The organism is Maribacter sp. (assembly GCF_039974175.1).
Lineage (GTDB): Bacteria > Bacteroidota > Bacteroidia > Flavobacteriales > Flavobacteriaceae > Maribacter_C.
The window spans coordinates 571,009-592,137 of the sequence record NZ_JBDWJN010000010.1 but is presented as its reverse complement, the minus strand read 5'-3'; the positions used below and the strand labels follow the sequence as shown (position 1 = coordinate 592,137).

Sequence of the window (21,129 nt, the reverse complement as noted above, 5' to 3'; positions counted from 1 at the left end):
AAACGTTGAACAAAATTAGTTCTTTTCCTTTCGTAACAACCTATTCTGTTCTTCAAGTAGCTTCTCGATTTTCGAAAGCAGTTCAATATCTTTTGGGGTTACTACTTTTTCGTTGGTGACGTCTTCTGCCTGGTTGCGAAATCGGTTCATCCCTTTAACAACTATAAAGATGGTAAATGCGACAATCGTGAAATCTATTAAAACGTTAAAAAGGTCACCATATCCAATGGCTACTTCTTCAAATCCTTCTGATGAAGCTCTTAAGACATACTTGTGCTCATCGAGATTAATTCCCCCTGTCAATAATGATAGGGGTGGCATAATTATTTTCTTCACCAAGGTGTTTACCACCGCATTAAATGATGCACCAATGATAATTCCAATGGCCATATCGACCATATTACCCTTAATCGCAAAATTCTTAAACTCCGTAAAAAAATTTCTCATGTGGCTAGAACAAGGTGGTTTGACCTTCACCATCGGGATCATCGGCAGTATCAGATGGCTTTTCTTTTTTTGCTGATTGCTCTGGTTTTGAAGCCGTGGTTGTATCTTCAGGAGTAGTCACCGGGTTCTCATTCGCTTCACTTACATTCTCTTCATCAACAACTTCAATCTCCGATGCCTTTATTGGCTCTGGTTTCTCATACGGAAGAGGCTCTAACGCATTAATCTCCAAGACTTTTTCTTTTGTCAGTTGATTGCCCATCGCAGAGATGCCCTTAACAGAAATAAATTGTTCTAGGTCGACCTCCAAATTGTCTTGGCGATCTTTTCCACGTTTTTTGGCAAAAACCACTTCGGCCCTAGGGCGATAGTCGGTAAATACTTTTTCCAAATATGATTTTGGATGCTCACTTATAATCGATTCAACCTTATCGGAATTGTCAATCAAAAAGCGTTTTACATAAAATAGTTCTTTGTCTCCCTCCCAGTATATGGCAGATAAAGGCTTTTCAGGCTCCCATTTTTCAAGTACAATCATATCGTCTGCGAAGCGCAGCGTCAATTCGGGAATCACAGTTTTGATAACTCCTTTTTGGTCGATAATAAGTAAACGATCCTCACTGGTAAATTCTCCTAAGTAATCGCCGCGTTCGTCAATGTTCAATCGTTGAATCGTATCATCAAACCAAAGTTTACGAGGTTTAAGAGTAGATAGCCCTTTTTCCTTTAACTCTATACGTTTAACGGCATACTTGGTAACTAAATTTCCTTTAGATCCTCTCCCTTTGATCAAGACATCTGAAAAGTCTAAATCCCATTTCAGCTTTTTAATGCTTCCCACTTGCCTTAAGAGTACCGTAATCACTTCAGCTTCACCATTGGGATTAGCAGAAAAATACAGCACATCGGTACTTGCCTTTCCCGTACCTAAAGGATAGAGCTTATCACGAGTGATACTTGTTACATTAAAACGTTTGATATAGCTAGGCCCGCCTCTACCGTCTTTATAAATCATATTATAGGTAGTACGTTTATCCTTCTTCTTAAAGACCGCGACATATATAATATTCTTGGCAACAAAGGTTTTAGAATCAACTTTGGTAACCATCATATTTCCATCTTTCGTAAAGACAATAACATCATCAATGTCTGCACAATCAGTTACATATTCGTCTCTGCGGAGCGATGTACCTACAAAACCTTCTTCTCTATTCACATAAAGCTTGGTGTTTCGAATAACCACTTTGGTGGCTTCGATATCATCAAAAATCCGGATTTCAGATTTACGCTCTTTCCCTTTCCCGTAGGTGCTTTTCAAGCGTTTGAAGTAGTCAATCGCAAAATTGATGATATTGGCCAAGTTATCTTTTACCTCTGCTATTTTCTCTTCGAGGTTATCGAGGTGCTGTTGTGCCTTATCTAAATCGAACTTGGATATTTTCTTGATTTTGATTTCAGTCAAACGTAGAATATCTTCTTCCGTGACTGGCTTCTTTAAGTGTTTGACATGCGGTTTCAAGCCTTTGTCAATGGCTTTGATTACCCCTTCCCAAGTTTCTTCTTCCTCAATATCTCGATAGATACGGTTCTCAATAAAGATTCTTTCAAGGGAAGCCGCATGCCATTGGGCTTCTAATTCGCCCAATTGAATTTCAAGCTCTTGTCGTAACAGCTCTACGGTAGCATCGGTAGAACGTTTGAGCATTTCTGTTACTCCTATAAACAAGGGCTTGTTGTCTTCAATGATACATCCTAAAGGCGAAATCGAAGATTCACAATTGGTAAATGCATACAGGGCATCAATGGTTTTATCAGGAGATATTCCCGAAGGAAGGTGAATCAAAATTTCAACTTCTGCAGCAGTGTTATCCTCTATTTTTTTGACCTTAATCTTTCCTTTATCATTCGCTTTTAAGATAGATTCTTTTAAAGAAGTTGTATTAGTTCCGTATGGTATCTCACTGATTACCAATGTATTTTTATTTAGCGGAGCGATTTTAGCCCGAACACGGATCTTACCCCCTCGCATGCCATCATTATAATTCGTAACATCAATAATACCAGAAGTTGGAAAATCAGGAAACAACTTAAATCGCTTTCCTTGCAAATGCTTTATCGAGGCATCGATGAGTTCATTGAAGTTGTGGGGAAGCACTTTGGTAGAGAGTCCTACAGCAATACCCTCTGCTCCCTGTGCCAACAGCAATGGAAACATTACTGGAAGATTTACCGGCTCTTTCTTTCTACCATCATAAGACTGTTGCCACTCTGTTATTTTAGGACTAAAAACGACATCCAAGGCAAACTTGGAAAGTCGTGCTTCAATATACCTAGAGGCTGCCGCCCTATCACCGGTAAGAATGTTACCCCAGTTTCCTTGGGTATCGATGAGCAAATCTTTTTGCCCTATTTGCACCATCGCATCTGCAATGCTTGCATCGCCGTGCGGGTGATACTGCATGGTATGCCCAACAACATTGGCCACTTTATTGTAACGCCCATCATCAAGCTCTTTGAGCGCGTGCATGATACGGCGCTGTACGGGTTTGAATCCATCTTCAATAGCGGGTACCGCACGTTCCAAGATCACGTAGGATGCGTAATCTAAAAACCAATCTTTATACATGCCCGTAACCTTGGTGAGGGCATCTTCTTCCTGGTCTTCTTCTGTGGTATCTTCTACAGAAAGTTGGTTCAACTCGTCTGATGGAACATTTTTGTCATCATTGGATGTATCTCCTTCATCAGCGGGTAGGCCATCCCCATCGGCGGGTAGGTTCAAATCTTCTTCTTCATTCTCTTCCATAAAGGATAACTACGTATTTTGGTCTTTTCTGTCCGCATTTAGGCGGATTGGTTATTGGTTTTCTTCAACTAAATCAATCTCTACTTTGAGATTTTCAATGATAAATTTTTGGCGGTCTGGAGTGTTTTTGCCCATATAGAAACTTAGCAATTCTTCTATAGACATAGCCTTGTCAAGCATAACAGGCTCAAGACGAATGTCGTCACCGATAAAGTGTACGAACTCATCAGGAGAGATTTCGCCCAAACCTTTAAATCGGGTAATCTCCGGTTTTCCCGTTAGCTTGTGAATCGCATTTCTTCGCTCTTCTTCACTGTAGCAGTAAATGGTTTCCTTCTTATTTCGCACTCTGAATAATGGGGTTTGCAAAATGTATAGGTGATTCTCCTTAATTAATTCTGGAAAGAATTGTAAAAAGAAGGTTATCAACAACAATCGAATGTGCATACCATCAACATCAGCATCGGTAGCAATTACGATATTGTTGTACCTTAAATCTTCCAGCGAATCTTCAATGTTCAGGGCCGCCTGCAAAAGATTGAATTCCTCATTCTCATAGACTATCTTTTTTGTCATTCCGTAAGAATTCAACGGTTTGCCCTTTAGACTAAAAACAGCTTGCGTATTTACGTCACGCGACTTCGTAATCGAGCCGGAAGCAGAATCTCCCTCCGTAATAAAAAGCGTAGTTTCTAGACTTCGGTCATTCTTGCTGTCTCCCAAATGGATTCGACAATCACGCAATTTCTTGTTATGCAGACTCGCTTTTTTCGCTCTATCTTTTGCAAGTTTTCGAATTCCTGATAGTTCCTTGCGTTCGCGTTCAGCTTGTAAAATTTTTCTTTGGATAGACTCCGCCACTTCTTGATTTTTGTGGAGGTAGTTATCTAAATATTTCCCAACAAAATCATTGATATACGTACGCACCGTGGGAAGTCCGCCACCCATATCAGTAGAACCCAATTTGGTTTTGGTTTGACTTTCAAAAACGGGCTCCATTACCTTAATGGAAATAGCGGAAATAATTGACTTACGAATATCAGATGGGTCGTAGTTCTTTCCATAATACTCACGAATGGTCTTTACCAAAGCTTCTCTAAAAGCCGTTTGGTGCGTACCACCTTGCGTAGTGTTTTGACCGTTTACAAAAGAGTGATATTCTTCGCTGTACTGGGTTTTACTATGTGTAAGTGCAATTTCAATATCGTCACCTTTCAGATGAATTACCGGATACAGAAAATCAGCTGTATTGTTATTATCTTCTAGTAAATCTTTTAATCCGTTTTCAGAATGGTACTTTTCACCGTTGAAGTCAATGGTCAATCCTGGATTCAAATACACATAGTTCTTGAGCATTCGAATCACATACTCGTTGCGGTATTTATACTTCTTAAAAATCGCCTCATCAGGACGGAAAGTTACTTTGGTACCCTTGCGCTGAGAAGATTCAACCGGACCTTCTTCTGAAACCAAATTACCTTGGCTAAACTCGGCAGTTTTGATTTTGTTTTCTCGAGCAGATTGCACCTCAAAGAAACTAGAAAGCGCGTTAACGGCTTTTGTACCAACTCCATTTAGTCCCACAGATTTTTTAAAGGCGCGAGAATCATATTTACCCCCTGTGTTCATTTTGGAGACTACATCAACCACCTTTCCTAGCGGAATACCACGACCATAATCACGAACTTTGACTAAACCGTCCTTAATTCGGATTTCAATTGTCTTACCGGCACCCATAACGAATTCATCAATACAGTTGTCGAGTACTTCCTTGAGTAAAATATAAACCCCATCATCGGCAGAAGAGCCATCTCCGAGTTTGCCAATATACATTCCAGGGCGCATACGAATGTGCTCTTTCCAGTCTAACGAACGGATGTTATCTTCGGTATATTGGGTGTTTTTAGCCATAAATAGGGGTTTAAACGAAAGTGTGGCTAATATAAGACTACTTCAAAAAAAATGAAACCCCTGTCAAGTAAAGTAATTAACAAAGAATATGGCACTTTGTTGATAGTTCCGCATTGCATTCAGCGTATTCAAATCAGAAGTTTCAAATAGCAAATGGCAAAATTCACGGTATACATCTCTTTGGTATTCGGTAATTGTGAGTGCAAATTACACTCTTGAGCGTTTAGACGTTGAAACGAAAATGCATCACATCACCATCTTTTACTACATATTCCTTACCCTCAACGCGCATCTTACCTGCTTCTTTCACCTTAACTTCGCTTCCGAAAGAAACGTAGTCATCGTAAGCGATAACTTCGGCGCGGATAAAGCCTTTTTCAAAGTCGGTATGAATAACACCAGCAGCTTGAGGAGCCGTGGCACCAATAGGGATAGTCCATGCCCTGACTTCCTTTTCTCCTGCAGTGAAATAGGTTTCTAAATTCAATAATTTATAAGCACCCCGAATCAGCTTTGCCGAACCCGGTTCCGATAGGCCCAAGTCTTCCAAGAACATTTGGCGTTCCTCATAGGTTTCCAGTTCGGTGATATCGGCTTCGGTACCTACTGCTAACACAACAACTTCGGCATTTTCTTGAGCTACAGCCGCTTTTACGTTCTCCACATAATCGTTTCCTGAAACAGCAGCATCTTCATCAACATTGCAGACGTACATTACGGGCTTATCGGTTATGAATTGAAGGGGATTAACGTATTCAATCCGATCTTCTTTCGCAATGTCAATTGCTCTAACTGAGGTTCCAGCCTCCAAACCGTTTTTTAAGGTTAAAAGAATAGCTTCTTCTTTTTGAGCTTCCTTGTTTCCTGTCTTGGCAGCACGCTTGACCTTATCGAGTTTCTTTTCTACCGTCTCCAGATCTTTCAACTGCAGCTCCATATCAATGGTTTCTTTATCTCTAATGGGATCAACCGAACCATCAACATGAACAATATTATCATTATCGAAGCATCGTAACACATGAAGTATAGCGTCGGTTTCACGAATATTGCCCAGGAATTGATTACCTAGTCCCTCGCCCTTACTCGCTCCTTTTACCAAACCTGCGATATCAACTATTTCAACAGTGGCCGGCAGTACGCGTTCAGGATGTACTAGTTCTTCAAGTTTCTGTAGCCTGCTGTCAGGCACATTTACCACCCCAATATTGGGTTCAATGGTACAGAACGGAAAGTTAGCACTTTGCGCTTTTGCATTTGACAAACAATTAAAAAGAGTGGATTTTCCAACATTGGGTAATCCTACAATACCTGCTTTCATTTTTCTATACGTTAGATGCTAGACTTTTTATTTCGGCTGCAAAGATAGCCTTTACGGTCTGATCTGTAATAGAAAAATGAGGAAGAAATTGTATTGAAGTAACTACCTTTAAAAAATTCTAGCAAATTTACCATGACCAAAAAAATTGCGCTTCAGGGAATCTTATTTGACGAAAAATCATCCTATTTAAGAGGACCGGCTTTGGCTCCTCCCCTTATTCGAAAAGCATACCACAGTGCTTCCGTCAACTATTTTGCCGAAAATGGAATGGAGATTCTTCCGGAGGTGTTCGATGATAAAGGAGATTTTGAAATCAAAGCCTATTTTGATATCCAAAAGATTACCTCCAAGAATTTAGCCTCTAAATCACCGCTCATTACCTTGGGTGGAGACCATTCTATAAGCTATCCACTTGTCAAAGCACATTATGAAAAATACGGAGCCTTCGATATATTGCATATTGATGCCCATGCCGATTTGTATTCTATTTTTGAAGGAGACATCTATTCTCATGCTTGCCCCTTCGCTCGTATATTGGAAAACAAATTGGCAAAGCGTTTGGTTCAAATTGGAATTCGTACCCTTTCAAAGCACCAAGCAGAACAGGCAGATAAATTTGGCGTAGAAATCATACAAATGAAAGATTTTGACCTTAATCAACTTCCAGAGTTTACAAATCCAATTTATTTGTCCTTGGATATTGACGCACTAGACCCCGCTTTTGCTCCTGGGGTTTCGCATCACGAACCGGGAGGCCTAAGTACCAGAGAAGTTTTAGGCATTATTCAACATATCAAGGTCCCTATTCTTGGAGCTGATATTGTAGAGTATAATCCAACAAGAGATATTCAAGACATGACCGCAATGCTAAGTGCAAAGTTGCTCAAGGAAATTGCAGCAAAGATGTTGCAAAAATAGGTGCTAACGAAGTGGTGTCTGATACAGTAAGTATTAGACTGCAGTACTACACAAGAACTATTCAGTGAGAAACCCTAACTAAAGTAAGTGTATATTGCCTTTGATTTTTGAACTTGAGTTTGCGCTTACACTTTGCACTCTCTAGCCATCTGGGTGCATAAAGGCTTGCTTCCCTAAAAGTACATCCTCTGATTCTACGCGATCTTCATCGGGTACACAGCAATCTACCGGGCAAACTGCTGCACATTGTGGTTCTTCATGAAAGCCCATACACTCGGTACACTTATCAGGAGAAATATAATAGATTTCATCGCTAATAGGCTCTTGAACTGCATCGGCGTTGACAGCCTTTCCGTCAGGCAAAACAACATCGCCTTTCAAAGACGTGCCATCGCTATAACGCCATTCATCAGCCCCTTCATAAATTGCGGTATTCGGGCACTCAGGCTCACAAGCCCCACAATTGATACATTCATCCGTTATTATAATTGCCATAATCTCTTTTTCAATTTAATCTAGAACTCATTTCATCATGTACTTATTGCACGCGCTTAAATCAATTCAATAGCCGTATTTTTGCACAAAGGTAAACCCTAGTCTAATTTTCAGCAAATATAATGACGCTACATAAATCAATTTTAGAAGCTTTTGTTAAACTTGGGCAATTTCTCCGTGATTTCTGCAATGCGAACAGTGAAGATGGTGAATGGCATACTGCGTTTACCGAAGCTATCACTTTAGCCAAGCACCATAACGGTTGGTTTACCAAAGAAAATATTCATTACGCTTTAGAAGGATGGGGCGAACTCCTTACAGATGAAAAGCTTTACAACTGGCTTTCTAGCTATAATTTAGAAAGTAACCACCCTAAAACAGTGGCCATTATTATGGCTGGCAATATCCCTCTGGTCGGATTTCATGATTTTCTATCCGTTTTACTTACCGGAAATAACGTTTTAGCCAAACTTTCTAGTAATGACAAAATTTTACTTCCTACCATAGCACAATACCTAATGGCCGTTGAACCTCTACTAATAGAAAGAATATCTTTTACTGAAGAAAAGCTTGAGCATTTTGATGCCGTAATAGCTACAGGTAGCAACAATACCGCCCGATATTTTGAACAATACTTCTCAAAGAAACCGAATATCATTCGTAGAAATAGAAATTCTGTAGCGGTGTTGACTGGCAATGAATCTCCTGAAGAATTGGCCGCTCTAGGTGAAGATATTTTTCGTTATTACGGGCTAGGGTGCAGAAACGTATCGAAGCTCTTTGTTCCTGAAGGGTATGATTTTGATGCCTTCTTTAAAGCAATTTATGACTACAATCCGATCATACAACAGGCAAAATATGCCAACAATTACGACTATAACAAGGCAGTGTATTTGATGAGTGAATTCAGCATTTTGGAAAACGGATTCCTTATGCTCAAGGAAGATGAAAGCTACGCCTCCCCTATCGCTTCTGTTTTTTACGAGACCTATAGTACAATTGAAGGGCTTCAGAAAAAGTTGAAGAAGGATGAGGACAAAATACAATGTGTAGTTGCAAACAATTTAACGGAGCATGAGGTGTCTTTTGGCACGACTCAAAGACCGCAATTGAACGATTATGCCGATAGTGTTGACACTGTTGACTTCCTGTTAAAAACATCACAGATTTAATAGCAATTGTATAGGGATGTTTTCCTATAATTTTATGACCTTTAGGGCCTTAAATTATAACCAGAATTGACCTAATTCAGAACAAGCATGAAGAAACACAATTTTAGCGCAGGACCCTGTATCTTACCTCAAGAAGTATTATTGAAAGCATCTGAATCTGTAATGGATTTCAATGGTTTGGGATTATCCTTGGTTGAGATTTCGCACCGCAGTAAAGACTTTGTTGAGGTTATGGAAACCGCCCGATCTTTGGCCTTAGAGCTTTTAGGCCTTGAAGGAAAAGGTTATAAAGCATTGTTTTTACAAGGGGGTGCCAGCATGGAATTCTTGATGGTCGCCTATAACTTATTAGAAACCAAAGCGGGATATTTAAATACCGGTACTTGGAGTGACAAGTCAATCAAGGAAGCGAAGCTTTTTGGAGAAATTATTGAAGTTGGGTCTTCCAAGGATGAAAACTTCAAGTATATCCCTAAAGGATATACGGTTCCTTCAGGTTTAGATTATTTACACCTGACTTCGAACAATACGATTTTCGGTACCCAGATAAAGAAATTTCCAACTACAGATGCTCCGCTGGTTTGCGATATGAGTTCCGATATCTTTTCGAGACAATTGGACTTCAGTCAATTCGATTTGATTTATGCCGGAGCTCAGAAAAATATGGGTCCAGCTGGAACGACTCTTGTTGTGGTAAAAGAAGCTATTTTAGGCAAGGTTGCACGTCAAATTCCTTCCATGCTTGATTATCAGGTACATATTGGTAAAGATAGTATGTTCAATACACCCGCGGTATTTCCGGTATATGTATCTATGTTAACCATGCAATGGTTAAAAAATATGGGTGGTATAGCAGCCATTGAAGAAATCAATGAAAAAAAATCTAGACTGTTGTATTCTGAAATTGATTTGAGTCCAGTTTTTGAAGGTTATGCCAATAAGGAAGACCGTTCGCACATGAATGCAACTTTTAACATTACCGATGAGAAATTGAAAGACACATTTGACGAAATGCTGAAGCAAGCTGGCATAAACGGCCTGAACGGTCACCGCTCGGTTGGCGGTTACAGAGCCTCAATGTACAATGCCTTATCGTTGGAAAGCGTTGGTGTTTTGGTAGATGTAATGAGTGAAATGGAAAGAAAAGCATAAAGATGAAAATATTAGCAAACGACGGCGTATCACAATCAGGCATAGCGGCTTTAGAAAAAGAAGGTTTTGAAGTTTTGACCACTACCGTTGCTCAAGAGCAGTTAGTAAATTTTATTAACGAAAATAATATCGTTGGACTCCTGGTGCGAAGTGCCACCAAGGTGCGTGCCGATATTATCGATAATTGCCCAAGTCTTAAGTTAATTGGCCGAGGAGGTGTTGGTATGGATAATATCGATGTAGCTTATGCTAAGGAAAAGGGGTTGCATGTTATCAATACGCCGGCTGCTTCGTCTGAATCGGTTGCTGAATTGGTATTTGCACATTTGTTTGGTGGGGTTCGTTTTTTACATGACGCCAACCGCAACATGCCTTTAGATGGTGATAGCAAATTCAAGGAGTTGAAAAAGGCATATGCCAAGGGCGTCGAATTAAGAGGAAAAACGCTAGGCGTAGTTGGTTTTGGCAGAATAGGTCAAGCCACTGCTAAAATAGCCTTGGGGGTGGGTATGAAAGTTGTTTATTCCGACCCATACATAGCAGAGGCCTCGGTAAACGTTCCCTTTTTCGACGGGCAGGCTGTTTCTTTTAATTTCAAAAGTATATCAAAGGAAGACGTACTGAACCAGGCTGATTTTGTTACTGTTCACGTTCCTGCTCAAAAGGAATACGTTATCGGCAAAGCCGAATTTAACCTTATGAAAGATGGGGCAGGTATTGTAAATGCTGCAAGAGGTGGGGTTATTGATGAAGTTGCGTTAATAGCGGCATTGGAAAATGGAAAACTGTCGTTTGCGGCCTTGGATGTTTTTGAATCGGAACCAAATCCTGAAATAAAAATCTTGATGCATCCAAATATTTCCTTGACTCCGCACATCGGGGCCGCAACTGGAGAGGCGCAAGATCGCATTGGTTTAGAACTCGCTACTCAAATAGTTGCCTTGTTGAAATAATCATTATTTAGACCTTTGGTCTATTATATAAGGTACTTTTTGTACATTACACACCAAATTTTTAAACACTAATTGAAATGTCAGGATTACTAGATTTACTCAACAGCCCAATGGGCAAACAATTAATAAGCGGCGTAGCTGGTCAAACTGGGCAACCAGAAAGTCAGACTGGTGATGTGCTTAGCATGGCAATGCCTTTACTTTTAGGCGCTATGAAAAAAAATGTGGCTACTCCCCAAGGTGCTCAGGGTTTAATGAGTGCTTTGTCTAACAAACACGACGGCAGTATCTTAAACGATCTAGGTGGCTTGTTTGGTGGTGGTGTAGATGAAGCCGTTACCAATGATGGTGCTGGAATATTAGGACATCTTTTTGGCGGTAGTCAAAGCAATGTTCAGAACGCATTAAGTCAGAAATCAGGAATGGATGCAGGGGCTATTGCCAACATCTTAAAGATTGCTGCTCCCATAGTAATGGGCTTTATCGGAAAGGAAACGAGACAGCAAAACGTTCAAGATGCTAACGGAATGAATAGTCTACTTGGAGGTTTATTAGGTGGTCAGCCCCAACAAAACCAGAGCTTAATAACTACTTTGCTAGATGCAGACGGCGATGGTAGCATTTTAGACGATGTTGCTGGTATGGTTATGGGCGGAGGCCAGAAGAAAAGCGGAGGCCTTGGCGGACTGCTTGGAGGCTTGTTCGGAAAATAAATTTTCAAACATATGTTTAAGGAAACCGTCTGCCAGAAGGTAGGCGGTTTTTTCGTATCTTGAGTGTATGAAAAAGATACTTATAGCTCTTTATAGCTTGGTGCTTGTAATACTCATTGCTAGCTGCGGCAGCACCCAAGAAACAGTTGATGTATCCGATATAACGGATGCTGAAAAAGAAGCATTTAGTCAAACAGAAGGCGATACTATAAAAATTTCTAGTGATGAAACCGAGTATGAAATCATCATCATAGAACCTGGCTTCAACATTTGGCTGAGTAGTATAGCGCGTATGCCAGGCTATTATTCACAAGGCTTTTTGGAGACCCGTAACCAGATCATGGTTACGAACTGGAATCAGCGTGTAATGCAGCCTAACAGGTTCAATCCAGATTTGTATCAACTGCCAATCAATTATGAGTCAAACATTGATTATGGTTACGAAGTAAATTACAAACTCTATAATTACTTCATTTATTTTCAACGTAAATACCGACAGCGCTTAGGGCCTTTTGTGGTAAGAATATAAAGTTGCTCACTATATTTGCACGGTAAGATCTAATGCATGCAAAAGTTTAAAGAACGCTGGCAAATACAAGAAAACTGGCAACTTGTATTCCCCTTTCTCGGTATCACCGGAATTCTCTATAGTGCTTACAAATTGGCCAAAATCTTAACCAAGGACATCAACTTCTTTCTTACGGTAAGTGTTGCTTTGGTAGTATCATACCTTCTAGTAAAGCTTTGCCTATTTATATTTAAAAAACTAGAAAATAAATGGGTAGTGCAATATAGATGGGAGATGATTCGCATCTTCTTAGTATTTGCCATTACCGGTAGCTCGAGCGTTCTAGTGGGTAGGCCTATTGTAAAATTTTTGGGAATCAACCAAGAGAATCTAAATGCTTTCCTTTACTGGTTTTTATTCATCAGCGTAAGTTTGATTTTCTATCAAATTTTGTTAGTTTTTTTCGGATGGCTCTTCGGCCAATTTCAGTTTTTCTGGGAATTCGAGAAGAAAATGTTACGGCGTATGGGTGTTGGATTCCTCTTTAAAGAAAAATAGTTAGGCTTTCTTTAACAAGATATTCTTAGAGTTTGCTTATTTTCGTGCCGTGCATAAAAAGAGTTTTCTACATATCATCGCATTTTCTTTTTTGGCGTTAATGCTTTTCAAAGTATCTGCCGCACATGTATACAGTCATCAAGAGGCTGATATTGATACCATAGAAAATTGTAAAATATGTGATGTTGCTGTTGAAAATCAGGAGGCTGAATTTGTTGTTTCTAATGTTATTTCCTTAGAAACACCGGTGCAAACTCCCTTCCCAAAGGAGAATTTAATTTACCTCCCGCAAACAGATTCTTCAAAATTAGTACACTTTCGCCTATTTGGTAGGCCTCCCCCCTTTGTTGGTTAAGTCTTCGTACCAATGAATTGTACTAAAAGTCGCGCATTGACTTTTAGTTGAAATAAGTGTAATCGTATTCAATGAAACTTCTTTTCGTTATTCTAGTTGCCTTTTTATTTGGCAATTTCATATCAGCACAAGACTGCGACGCTATCCTTTTAGGCGAAGTGGTAGATTTTCATGACAATACGCCTTTAGAAAACGCCACCATCAACGTGACCGCAAAAGACCTTTCTACGACTTCCGATAAATCTGGAAAATTCAATTTCCAAAACCTTTGTGACGGAGTATTAGAATTGGAAATCTCACATCCAGATTGCAAGTCAAAATTCGTTACCGTCACTATAGCAGGAGATACCTATCAAAAGATTCGTATTGAACATCACCTAGAGGAGTTAGATGAAGTTAAGGTTGTTGGAGATGTAAGGAAAAACACCAATTCAAGCCAAGAGGAAAAACTATCACAAGCTGAACTTGAAAAATTCAGTGGTAATAGTTTGGGTGATGCTTTAAAGCAAATCACCGGAGTTTCCTCTCTGAATACGGGAGCCAATATCGTTAAGCCTGTAATTCAGGGCCTTAACGGTAGTAGAGTTCTTATTCTCAACAACGGCGTTCGTATGCAAGACATGGAATGGGGCGAAGAGCATGCCCCCAATGTCGATATCAATTCAAATCAAGACATTAGTGTTATCAAGGGTGCAGGAGCGTTAGAATATGGGGGTGATGCCATTGGCGGGGTCATTGTTCTAAAACCTTTGCCCATCGTACGAACCGACTCCCTATTTGGAAAAACGCAACTCAACCTTTTTTCAAATGGTCGTGGTGGAAATGCAACCACATCTTTGGTAAAGTCTTTCAACTCTGGAATGTACATCAAGGCTCAAGGTTCATATAAACTTCTAGGTGACCTTGAAGCGCCTGATTATCTGCTTTCAAACACTGGTATTCGAGAAAAAGGGGTTTCCATCAATATTGGAAAACGTGATTTTGTTCAGGGTTGGGAAGGGTATTATTCCTTTTTTGATGCGGATATCGGAATTTTAAGAGCTTCTCATATTGGTAATATTGACGACCTTATTACATCTATAAACAGTCAGCAGCCCGATATCATTAATGATTTTTCATACGACATCGAGAGACCTAATCAAGAGGTCACCCATCATTTGGCGAAGTTGAATTATTACAGACGTTTTACAGGATTTGGGAAGTTGAATGTGCAATATGATTTTCAGAGCAACAGACGATTTGAATATGATATACGGGTAGGTGATGATGCCAACAAAGCTTCGTTAGATTTAAAGCTGACGACCCATACTTTTTCGTCAACGGTGCAATTGGATTCAAAAGAAGGACTCGAAGTCAAAATAGGTGTTTTGGGGAGATTTCAAACAAATTTTGCCAATCCGGCAACGGGCGTACGCCGATTGATTCCTGATTATGACAAATATGACTTTGGCGCTTTTGCGATTGGCGAATATGAGATTGGGGCTGATGTCACTCTTGATGCAGGTGTTCGTTATGATTTCAGTCGTGTCGATGCCAAAAAGTTCTATCGCACCTCACGCTGGGAAGAACGCGGTTATGATGTGGAGTTTGCTGATTTGGTGCGCGATGACCTTGGTACGCAATTATTGGTGAATCCTGTTTTTGATTACCATAATATATCTGCAATGGCTGGCCTACAGTACGATTTGCAAAACGACCAACTGCTTCGATTTAATTATGCTTTGGCGCAAAGGGCACCAAATCCGTCAGAATTGTTTAGCGATGGGTTACACCATTCCGCAGCGCGCATAGAATTGGGAGATTTGCGTATACAAAGCGAGACCTCTTCGAAGATTTCGGCATCTTATGAGCTAAATTCTGAGCGCTGGGGTTTCACTTTTGCACCCTACCTCAATCTCATCAACGATTTTATTCTCTTGGAACCCGATGGCGTAGAATTTACCATACGTGGCGCTTTTCCAGTGTGGTCGTATCGTCAGACAAATGCCCAGTTGGTGGGAATTGATTTTTCAGTGTATAGCAATTGGACGTCGCAGATTAGGTCGGATCATCAATTTTCTTGGGTAAGAGGAACAGATACGACTATAGATATTCCATTGATCAACATACCGGCGGCTAGTACGCGTAATAGCATTTCTTATACAAATTCAGATTGGAATGACTTTAGCATTAGCCTAGAAAGCCAATTTGTTTTTGAACAGGGGCGTTTCCCTGATAATATTACCGTTTTCTCCCCCCAGCAACAACAAGAAATAGCATTGGATATCAACACCCCTCCACCCAGCTATCATTTATTATCTCTAGATATTTCAAATAAGTTGACCCTATTCAAGGATAATGACCTTAGTGTAGGGCTCAGAGCCACCAATTTACTAAATACTAATTATCGTGATTACCTAAATCGTCAGCGCTATTTTGTCGATGATTTGGGCAGAAACATAAGTTTACGAATTCTTTATAACTATTAATTTAAATTTTTAAAAATGAAAAAGACCCTATTATTTATCAACCCATCAGTTTTTAAATCATTGCTGCTTTTGGGAAGCCTTTTTTTCCTTCAAGTATCCTGCTCAGATGATGATAACGATCCTGTTGCGGTAGACGAAGAAGAAGTGATAACCACAATGAACGTTACACTCACAGCTACTGGAGCCGCCACAATTACACTTCAATCACAAGATTTGGATGGTGACGGACCTAACGCCCCTGTAATAGATATTTCTGGAAATCTAGCTGCAAATACCACCTATTCAGGTGCCATTGAATTGTTGAATGAAACAGAAAGTCCGGCAGAGGATATCACTGCTGAGGTAGCCCAGGAAGATGATGAGCACCAGTTCTTTTTTACTACATCGGGTGCGGTAACCGCAGTTACCTATTCCGATCAAGATGGAGATGGAAATCCTTTAGGCCTCAGTTTCGAACTTACCACAGGAGATGCAGGTAGTGGTAGCTTACAGATTACATTACGTCACGAGCCTAAAAAACCAAATGATGGTACGCTTACTGATGCTGGTGGGGAAACGGATATTGCTCAGAGCTTCTCTTTGACCGTAGAGTAGTCAATACCAAAAATTGTATTTTTATAAAAAGGGTAAAGAACCAAGTGAATCTTTACCCTTTCTTTATTTCAGAAATAAGTTGTTGGGTTACCTCCCCTTAGTGCGCCAAAAACCGTGAATAAGCTGCTGACCAAAGGTTTTTGGAAATTTATCATCTCCTTTAAAACCCAGTTCAATTTTGCCACCATCTTCTGGAATGTAATTCGTTTTGAAAATATAGTCCCATAGGCTTAGGCTAATAGCAAAATTTACACCCTTGCTCCGCTCTTCAGGAAGTGTATAGGCATGATGGTATAAATGCATTACCGGGTTGTTCAAAACATACTTCAGCGGCCCAAATGTGAGTTTGATATTGGCGTGATTAAGATGTCCGATTGAAATGGCTGCAAAATGAACTATATAGGCCTGCTCTGGCTCAAAACCTCCTAAAATCATAACTCCGAAGGTCTTTAAGGGTTTGTAAAGAATATTTTCCATCCAATGATATCGTAGATGCGCCGCAAAACCCATTTCCTTAACAGAATGATGTACTTTATGAAACTTCCATAAGAACTCAAAGCGGTGCAGTAGAGTATGTGTAAACCATTGCACAAAATCTAATACGATAAAGAAAATCACCAATTGCACAACGGCTGGCAAGGATGCCAAATCAATGATTGCCAAAGATTTTGAAGTAATACCTATATCTGCAAACAACAACTCTAAAAGTTTGTAAACACCACTTACCACAATAGCAAAAATGAAGAAGTTGAAGAACATGTAAAATGCATCTAACCAAAAATCTTTTCTAAAAATAGATTGCTCCTTTCTCCAAGGGAATGCAATCTCTAGCCCCCATACAATAAGGGAAATCAATATCAACCCCCAGAAATAGTTGGTATACCAGGGTACTTCAAACAAGATGGATTTCCAGGTCCAATTTAGGGTTCCAAGAAATGAATTTGCAAAGGCTTCTATATATCTTTCCATAGCTAATATGAGTTGTGCTACTACTTCATCACTGAGGTAACACTGTCTTTTTCAATAGGTAAATCTTTAAAATAACTCCACTCAGACCATGAGCCATCATAGTTTTTTACGTTGGTATAGCCTAACAACTCTGTCAGCACAAAAGTTGTATGCGCAGAGCGAACACCTGTATGACAATAGGTAACCACTAAATTATTCATATTCGTCCCTGCCCTAGCATAAATTTGCTCTAAGGCTGCCCTTGATTTGAATTTTTTAGTAGTTTTTGCTTCTATGGCCTGCATCCAGTCGATATGCACACTGTTTGGGATTCTTCCGGCTCTTTGGGCACCCAATTTCTGTCGCTTTCCCATGTACTCGTCAACCGTTCTGGCATCTATCAGAACCAAATTCAGCTCATTTAAATAATATTCAAGTTGTTCTTTATCAATACAATAGCTTCTTGAAGGCGCAGCAGGAAATGTAAATTTCGAAGGTATAACCTTAGGTATTTCCTCGTCTAAAAGACCTTGGTTTTCGTTCCATGCCGATAAGCCGCCATTCAGCAGCTTCACATTATCGAAGTTATGTGTTTTTAAAACCCACCACAAGCGAGCAGCATCACATAAACCTCTATCATCATAGATAATTACGATATCACTTCGATGAATTCCCAAATTGGAAAGGGTCGCTTCAAGCGCTTCTTTATCGGCCATAATGCCCTTGTAAGGGTAGGTCTTATTTTCAATATCTGGTCGCCAAAGATGTAAAGCGCCAGGTATATGACCTTTTTTGTAGTCCGCCGTTTTTCTGAAATCGATGACTTTTATTTCCGTGTCATGTAAAATGGGCTGTAAGTCTGCTACTTCAATTAAATGTTTAGTGCTGTGATAGCCTAAGGAATTTAAAGGCTGAGAAAGCGTTTTTGTTTCCGATATTTCTTTACAGGAAAACAGGGTAAAAATTAAAACAATAGCTATGCTAGTTCTGTAATTCATACCATTCTACATCTTTTAGCCCTGCTCTTCTTCCCTTGTCAATAATGGGATAGTTCTTCACCAGATAATCTATAATGATTGCTTCATTATCGCCCAAATCCCATAGGTTTTGGGTTTTCTGCATCCAATCTATTGTCGATTTCCAACGATCGGCATCCATTCGATTTTGAATGACGAGTTGTGCAGAATGACAGCTGGTGCAGTTATTCACGGTTTCCTGCATGCCGGGGGCGTCAATGAAACCGGTACGCACATGGATTCCGTTTTCAATTCGATTTGGGTCGTCTGGGTCTAGTTCGACTTCTACCAAATCGGTTTTTGGCTCACCAAAAAAATAAATGCTCGTGATTGCAGCTATGACTACCAATGCACTTACAACTATGATTATTCGATAAGAGCCCCTAATGCCTTTTGAGAGATTTTCCTCGTCCATTGATAATACCTATTTATAGCTTTTTGACAATTGGGTTAAAACCTTTATTGCCCTTTCTGATTCCTTTTTATTTACAAAAATATGGTCATGATAATATCCGGCAATTACATTACAAGCAATACCGTGTTTCGCCAATTCATTTGAAAACAAAGCGGTTAAGCCTACTGCTTCTAATGACGAATGCACCTGTAATGTAATCCATGATGCCACGAACTCATATTCTAATTTCAGTGCGTCTGCCTTAGTGCGTTCTAAAATGAGCGTAGTACCCTCTTCTTCTTTAAACAAACCTATGGTTTCTATGCTGTCTAATTTACTAGCGTCTTTGATCGTTACAAATACATAATCTCCCAAATTTAGTTTTGGGGTCATTCGTTGTATCAGCTTTGTAAGATTAACTTCGCCGCTCAACCTAAGTAATTTTTATCGCTATTCTATGACAGGCATTGTTCAGATACCCTTTCGGATTCCATCCGGGCAATAACATCGGTTGGGCCGTACCTCGTGAATCAGTAGCCCTAGCCCATACTTCATAGTAGCCTTCTTTTGGAAAACTCACAGATGCCGAAAAATGTTGCCATGCTAGTCGATTTGAAGGTTTTTCCAAAGCACAACGCTTCCAGGTCGAACCGAAGTCGATGGAGTATTCCATTTTTGCTACTTCCAATTCTCCGGCCCATGCATGGCCTCGAATATTCAATTGCTTGCCCTTTTTCAAGATGGCACCCGACATCGGATAGGTAATCAATGATTTCACCGGCATTGATTCTATAATACACATATCTTCATCGGCAACCTTCTCTCCTGGTCCAACAGGTTTACAAGGAACGCGATATGACGTGCCTCCCATCTTCGGTCCATCATGCTCTTTGTTTCTAATACTAATTCGATTTACCCATTTTCCAGAAACAGAAGCGGGCCATCCACCGGCAACCAATCGCAAGGGATAGCCATGTGCCAATGGTATATCTTCGCCATTCATTTGGAAAGCCAAAAGGGTTTCATCTTGCAATGCTTTTGCCATAGGAGCCCCTCTTGAAATAGGTTCTTTCTCTGGGTTACGACTTAAATGAATATCTGCAGCGTGATAGCCAATATATACGGCATCGGCTTTTATACCAGCATCCTCAAGAACATCACGCAGTCGAACCCCTGTCCAGTTGGCACAGGAAACAGCCCCTATAGTCCATTGATTCCCTTTCGCTGGAGGGTCGAATTCGCTTCTACCGTTTCCTCCGCACTCCAAGGTCAGCTGATAGGTATACAATTCAAACTTAGATTTCAAGTCTTCAAGGGTATACGATTTCTGCTCTTTTACCGATTCGCCATCGATAGTTAAGGTCCATGTTTTCGCATCCGGCTTGTCAGGAATAATTCCATTATTACGAATGAACATGTATTTATTGGGGGTAATCTTGTCATCCAACAAATGGGCTTTTGCTTCGATATTCCAAGGTTTATTATTTAAAACCGTCATTCTTGTATCCTTAGAAAACAATTGGAAAGGATCTGGTTCTTGAAGCGCCAAAGGTGTGTAACCTTTAGGCATAGTCGCACCCAAAACAATATCGGTTCCCAGTAGGGTTGTCATTGATGCCAAAACTGTTTTTTCAATAAAAAAGCGTCTTTTCATATCTTCAATTTCCAGTTAGTTGAATTAAAATTACAATCAAATAGTAAGCAAGTCGGTAACTAATGTTACAATACCTGAAAAATACAATTTTTACATTTGATATATGAGGTCAAAACTTTTCAAACTGCTTTTGGTATGTATACTATGTGCTTCCATAGTAACAGTCATCGTTTTGGCCGTAGAACATTTAAATTAAAATTATGAAGAAAAATATGGGCGGTACAGACCGCATTATCCGTTTTATTGTTGCTGCCATAATTGGCGTATTATTTTACATGAACATCATTGAAGGTACGCTGGCATACGTATTGCTTGCCCTTGCAGGAGTATTTGTCTTGACAAGCTTTGTAAGTTTTTGCCCTTTGTACGCCTTGGTAGGATTAGACACTTGCAAAGTAAAGGCGAAGAACTAGTCTACATCTATGATGCTTTCTTTCTTGGCACCTTTGAATATATAGGTGTACACCCACATGATCGTGAACATCGGAATGATATCTAAACCAGGCAGTATTTCTTCGACAAAGGTCACCGCCCCCGCGGCCTGACCTGCTCTGCCTTTATACATTCGTGTCATTAGCCACGCGGCGATAGGCGCCCATATAATATCGGAAAAGTCGCCAATGAATGGAATGGCGAAAGAAAGCATCCCTATGGCATCAAATAACAGTCCGTAAAAGAGGTTTTTGTATTTTGAGTCTTTTGTTTTTGACATAATTAAAATTAAGTATTCCTTGCAGAATAGAATCAAT

The 21,129-nt window shown here is 40.0% G+C and carries 22 protein-coding genes; 11 read left to right on the top strand and 11 right to left on the bottom strand.

Features of this window, described 5'->3' with window-relative positions:
- Positions 1-15: 15 nt before the first annotated feature.
- The 4 genes from mscL to ychF form a co-directional block, all read right to left on the bottom strand.
- Positions 16-447 carry a large conductance mechanosensitive channel protein MscL gene (mscL, locus tag ABJN95_RS11710; protein ID WP_348370586.1) on the bottom strand — a complete coding sequence of 144 codons (432 nt, stop codon included), beginning with the start codon at positions 445-447 and terminating at the stop codon, positions 16-18.
- A 4-nt stretch (positions 448-451) separates the two neighbouring features.
- Entirely contained in the window at positions 452-3,253 is a 2,802-nt protein-coding gene (locus tag ABJN95_RS11705; protein WP_348370585.1) for a DNA gyrase/topoisomerase IV subunit A, read from the bottom strand.
- A 51-nt stretch (positions 3,254-3,304) separates the two neighbouring features.
- Complete coding sequence (locus tag ABJN95_RS11700; protein WP_348370584.1) at positions 3,305-5,164, bottom strand: DNA topoisomerase IV subunit B; 1,860 nt, start codon at positions 5,162-5,164, stop codon at positions 3,305-3,307.
- Between the two features lie 223 nt (positions 5,165-5,387).
- A complete protein-coding gene (ychF, locus tag ABJN95_RS11695) occupies positions 5,388-6,482 on the bottom strand; it encodes a redox-regulated ATPase YchF (protein ID WP_348370583.1) in 1,095 nt (364 codons plus the stop codon).
- Between the two features lie 132 nt (positions 6,483-6,614).
- Between ychF and speB the strand changes: the two genes are divergently transcribed.
- Positions 6,615-7,400 (top strand): agmatinase, encoded by a 786-nt coding sequence (gene speB / locus ABJN95_RS11690; RefSeq protein ID WP_348370582.1) that lies wholly within the window; start codon positions 6,615-6,617, stop codon positions 7,398-7,400.
- A 141-nt stretch (positions 7,401-7,541) separates the two neighbouring features.
- On the opposite strand, the gene ABJN95_RS11685 is transcribed toward speB, so the two are convergent.
- Positions 7,542-7,895, bottom strand: a complete 354-nt coding sequence (locus ABJN95_RS11685) for a 4Fe-4S dicluster domain-containing protein (RefSeq protein WP_348370581.1) — start codon at positions 7,893-7,895, stop codon at positions 7,542-7,544.
- A gap of 122 nt (positions 7,896-8,017) precedes the next feature.
- Between ABJN95_RS11685 and ABJN95_RS11680 the strand changes: the two genes are divergently transcribed.
- The 9 genes from ABJN95_RS11680 to ABJN95_RS11640 all read left to right on the top strand — a co-directional run bounded on the left by ABJN95_RS11680 (position 8,018) and on the right by ABJN95_RS11640 (position 16,368).
- Positions 8,018-9,067, top strand: a complete 1,050-nt coding sequence (locus ABJN95_RS11680) for an acyl-CoA reductase (protein ID WP_348370580.1) — start codon at positions 8,018-8,020, stop codon at positions 9,065-9,067.
- Positions 9,068-9,154: 87 nt separating this feature from the next.
- Positions 9,155-10,219: a 3-phosphoserine/phosphohydroxythreonine transaminase gene (gene serC, locus ABJN95_RS11675; protein ID WP_348370579.1), complete on the top strand. Its 1,065-nt coding sequence runs from the start codon at positions 9,155-9,157 to the stop codon at positions 10,217-10,219.
- A 2-nt stretch (positions 10,220-10,221) separates the two neighbouring features.
- Positions 10,222-11,172, top strand: a complete 951-nt coding sequence (locus tag ABJN95_RS11670) for a D-2-hydroxyacid dehydrogenase (protein ID WP_348370578.1) — start codon at positions 10,222-10,224, stop codon at positions 11,170-11,172.
- 77 nt (positions 11,173-11,249) lie between these two features.
- The gene (locus ABJN95_RS11665; RefSeq protein WP_348370577.1) at positions 11,250-11,885 is read left to right on the top strand and encodes a DUF937 domain-containing protein; all 636 of its coding nucleotides are present in this window, start codon (positions 11,250-11,252) and stop codon (positions 11,883-11,885) included.
- A 67-nt stretch (positions 11,886-11,952) separates the two neighbouring features.
- Positions 11,953-12,414 carry a DUF6146 family protein gene (locus ABJN95_RS11660; protein ID WP_348370576.1) on the top strand — a complete coding sequence of 154 codons (462 nt, stop codon included), beginning with the start codon at positions 11,953-11,955 and terminating at the stop codon, positions 12,412-12,414.
- A gap of 36 nt (positions 12,415-12,450) precedes the next feature.
- The gene (locus ABJN95_RS11655; protein ID WP_348370575.1) at positions 12,451-12,951 is read left to right on the top strand and encodes a DUF6787 family protein; all 501 of its coding nucleotides are present in this window, start codon (positions 12,451-12,453) and stop codon (positions 12,949-12,951) included.
- Positions 12,952-13,000: 49 nt separating this feature from the next.
- Complete coding sequence (locus ABJN95_RS11650; RefSeq protein ID WP_348370574.1) at positions 13,001-13,306, top strand: hypothetical protein; 306 nt, start codon at positions 13,001-13,003, stop codon at positions 13,304-13,306.
- Between the two features lie 71 nt (positions 13,307-13,377).
- Positions 13,378-15,774 (top strand): TonB-dependent receptor, encoded by a 2,397-nt coding sequence (locus tag ABJN95_RS11645; protein ID WP_348370573.1) that lies wholly within the window; start codon positions 13,378-13,380, stop codon positions 15,772-15,774.
- Positions 15,775-15,789: 15 nt separating this feature from the next.
- Complete coding sequence (locus ABJN95_RS11640) at positions 15,790-16,368, top strand: type 1 periplasmic binding fold superfamily protein (RefSeq protein ID WP_348370572.1); 579 nt, start codon at positions 15,790-15,792, stop codon at positions 16,366-16,368.
- Positions 16,369-16,455: 87 nt separating this feature from the next.
- Here ABJN95_RS11640 and ABJN95_RS11635 read toward each other — a convergent pair whose 3' ends face one another.
- From ABJN95_RS11635 to ABJN95_RS11615, 5 genes are read right to left on the bottom strand one after another with little or no spacing between them, the layout of a single operon-like run.
- Positions 16,456-17,337 carry a sterol desaturase family protein gene (locus tag ABJN95_RS11635; protein WP_348370571.1) on the bottom strand — a complete coding sequence of 294 codons (882 nt, stop codon included), beginning with the start codon at positions 17,335-17,337 and terminating at the stop codon, positions 16,456-16,458.
- Positions 17,338-17,357: 20 nt separating this feature from the next.
- On the bottom strand, positions 17,358-18,314 hold the full coding sequence (locus ABJN95_RS11630) for a sulfurtransferase (RefSeq protein ID WP_348370570.1): 957 nt from the start codon (positions 18,312-18,314) through the stop codon (positions 17,358-17,360).
- Complete coding sequence (locus tag ABJN95_RS11625) at positions 18,298-18,747, bottom strand: monoheme cytochrome C (RefSeq protein ID WP_348370569.1); 450 nt, start codon at positions 18,745-18,747, stop codon at positions 18,298-18,300. The genes ABJN95_RS11630 and ABJN95_RS11625 overlap by 17 nt, the downstream gene beginning before the upstream one ends.
- Before the next feature lie 9 nt (positions 18,748-18,756).
- The gene (locus tag ABJN95_RS11620) at positions 18,757-19,158 is read right to left on the bottom strand and encodes an ACT domain-containing protein (protein ID WP_348370568.1); all 402 of its coding nucleotides are present in this window, start codon (positions 19,156-19,158) and stop codon (positions 18,757-18,759) included.
- Position 19,159: 1 nt separating this feature from the next.
- Complete coding sequence (locus ABJN95_RS11615; RefSeq protein ID WP_348370567.1) at positions 19,160-20,380, bottom strand: sulfite oxidase; 1,221 nt, start codon at positions 20,378-20,380, stop codon at positions 19,160-19,162.
- Positions 20,381-20,580: 200 nt separating this feature from the next.
- Here ABJN95_RS11615 and ABJN95_RS11610 point away from each other — a divergent pair, with 200 nt between their 5' ends.
- Positions 20,581-20,793, top strand: coding sequence for a DUF2892 domain-containing protein (locus ABJN95_RS11610; protein ID WP_348370566.1), 213 nt, complete (start codon positions 20,581-20,583; stop codon positions 20,791-20,793).
- Here ABJN95_RS11610 and ABJN95_RS11605 read toward each other — a convergent pair.
- Positions 20,790-21,092 carry a hypothetical protein gene (locus tag ABJN95_RS11605; protein WP_348370565.1) on the bottom strand — a complete coding sequence of 101 codons (303 nt, stop codon included), beginning with the start codon at positions 21,090-21,092 and terminating at the stop codon, positions 20,790-20,792. The genes ABJN95_RS11610 and ABJN95_RS11605 overlap by 4 nt on opposite strands.
- Positions 21,093-21,129 lie beyond the last annotated feature (37 nt).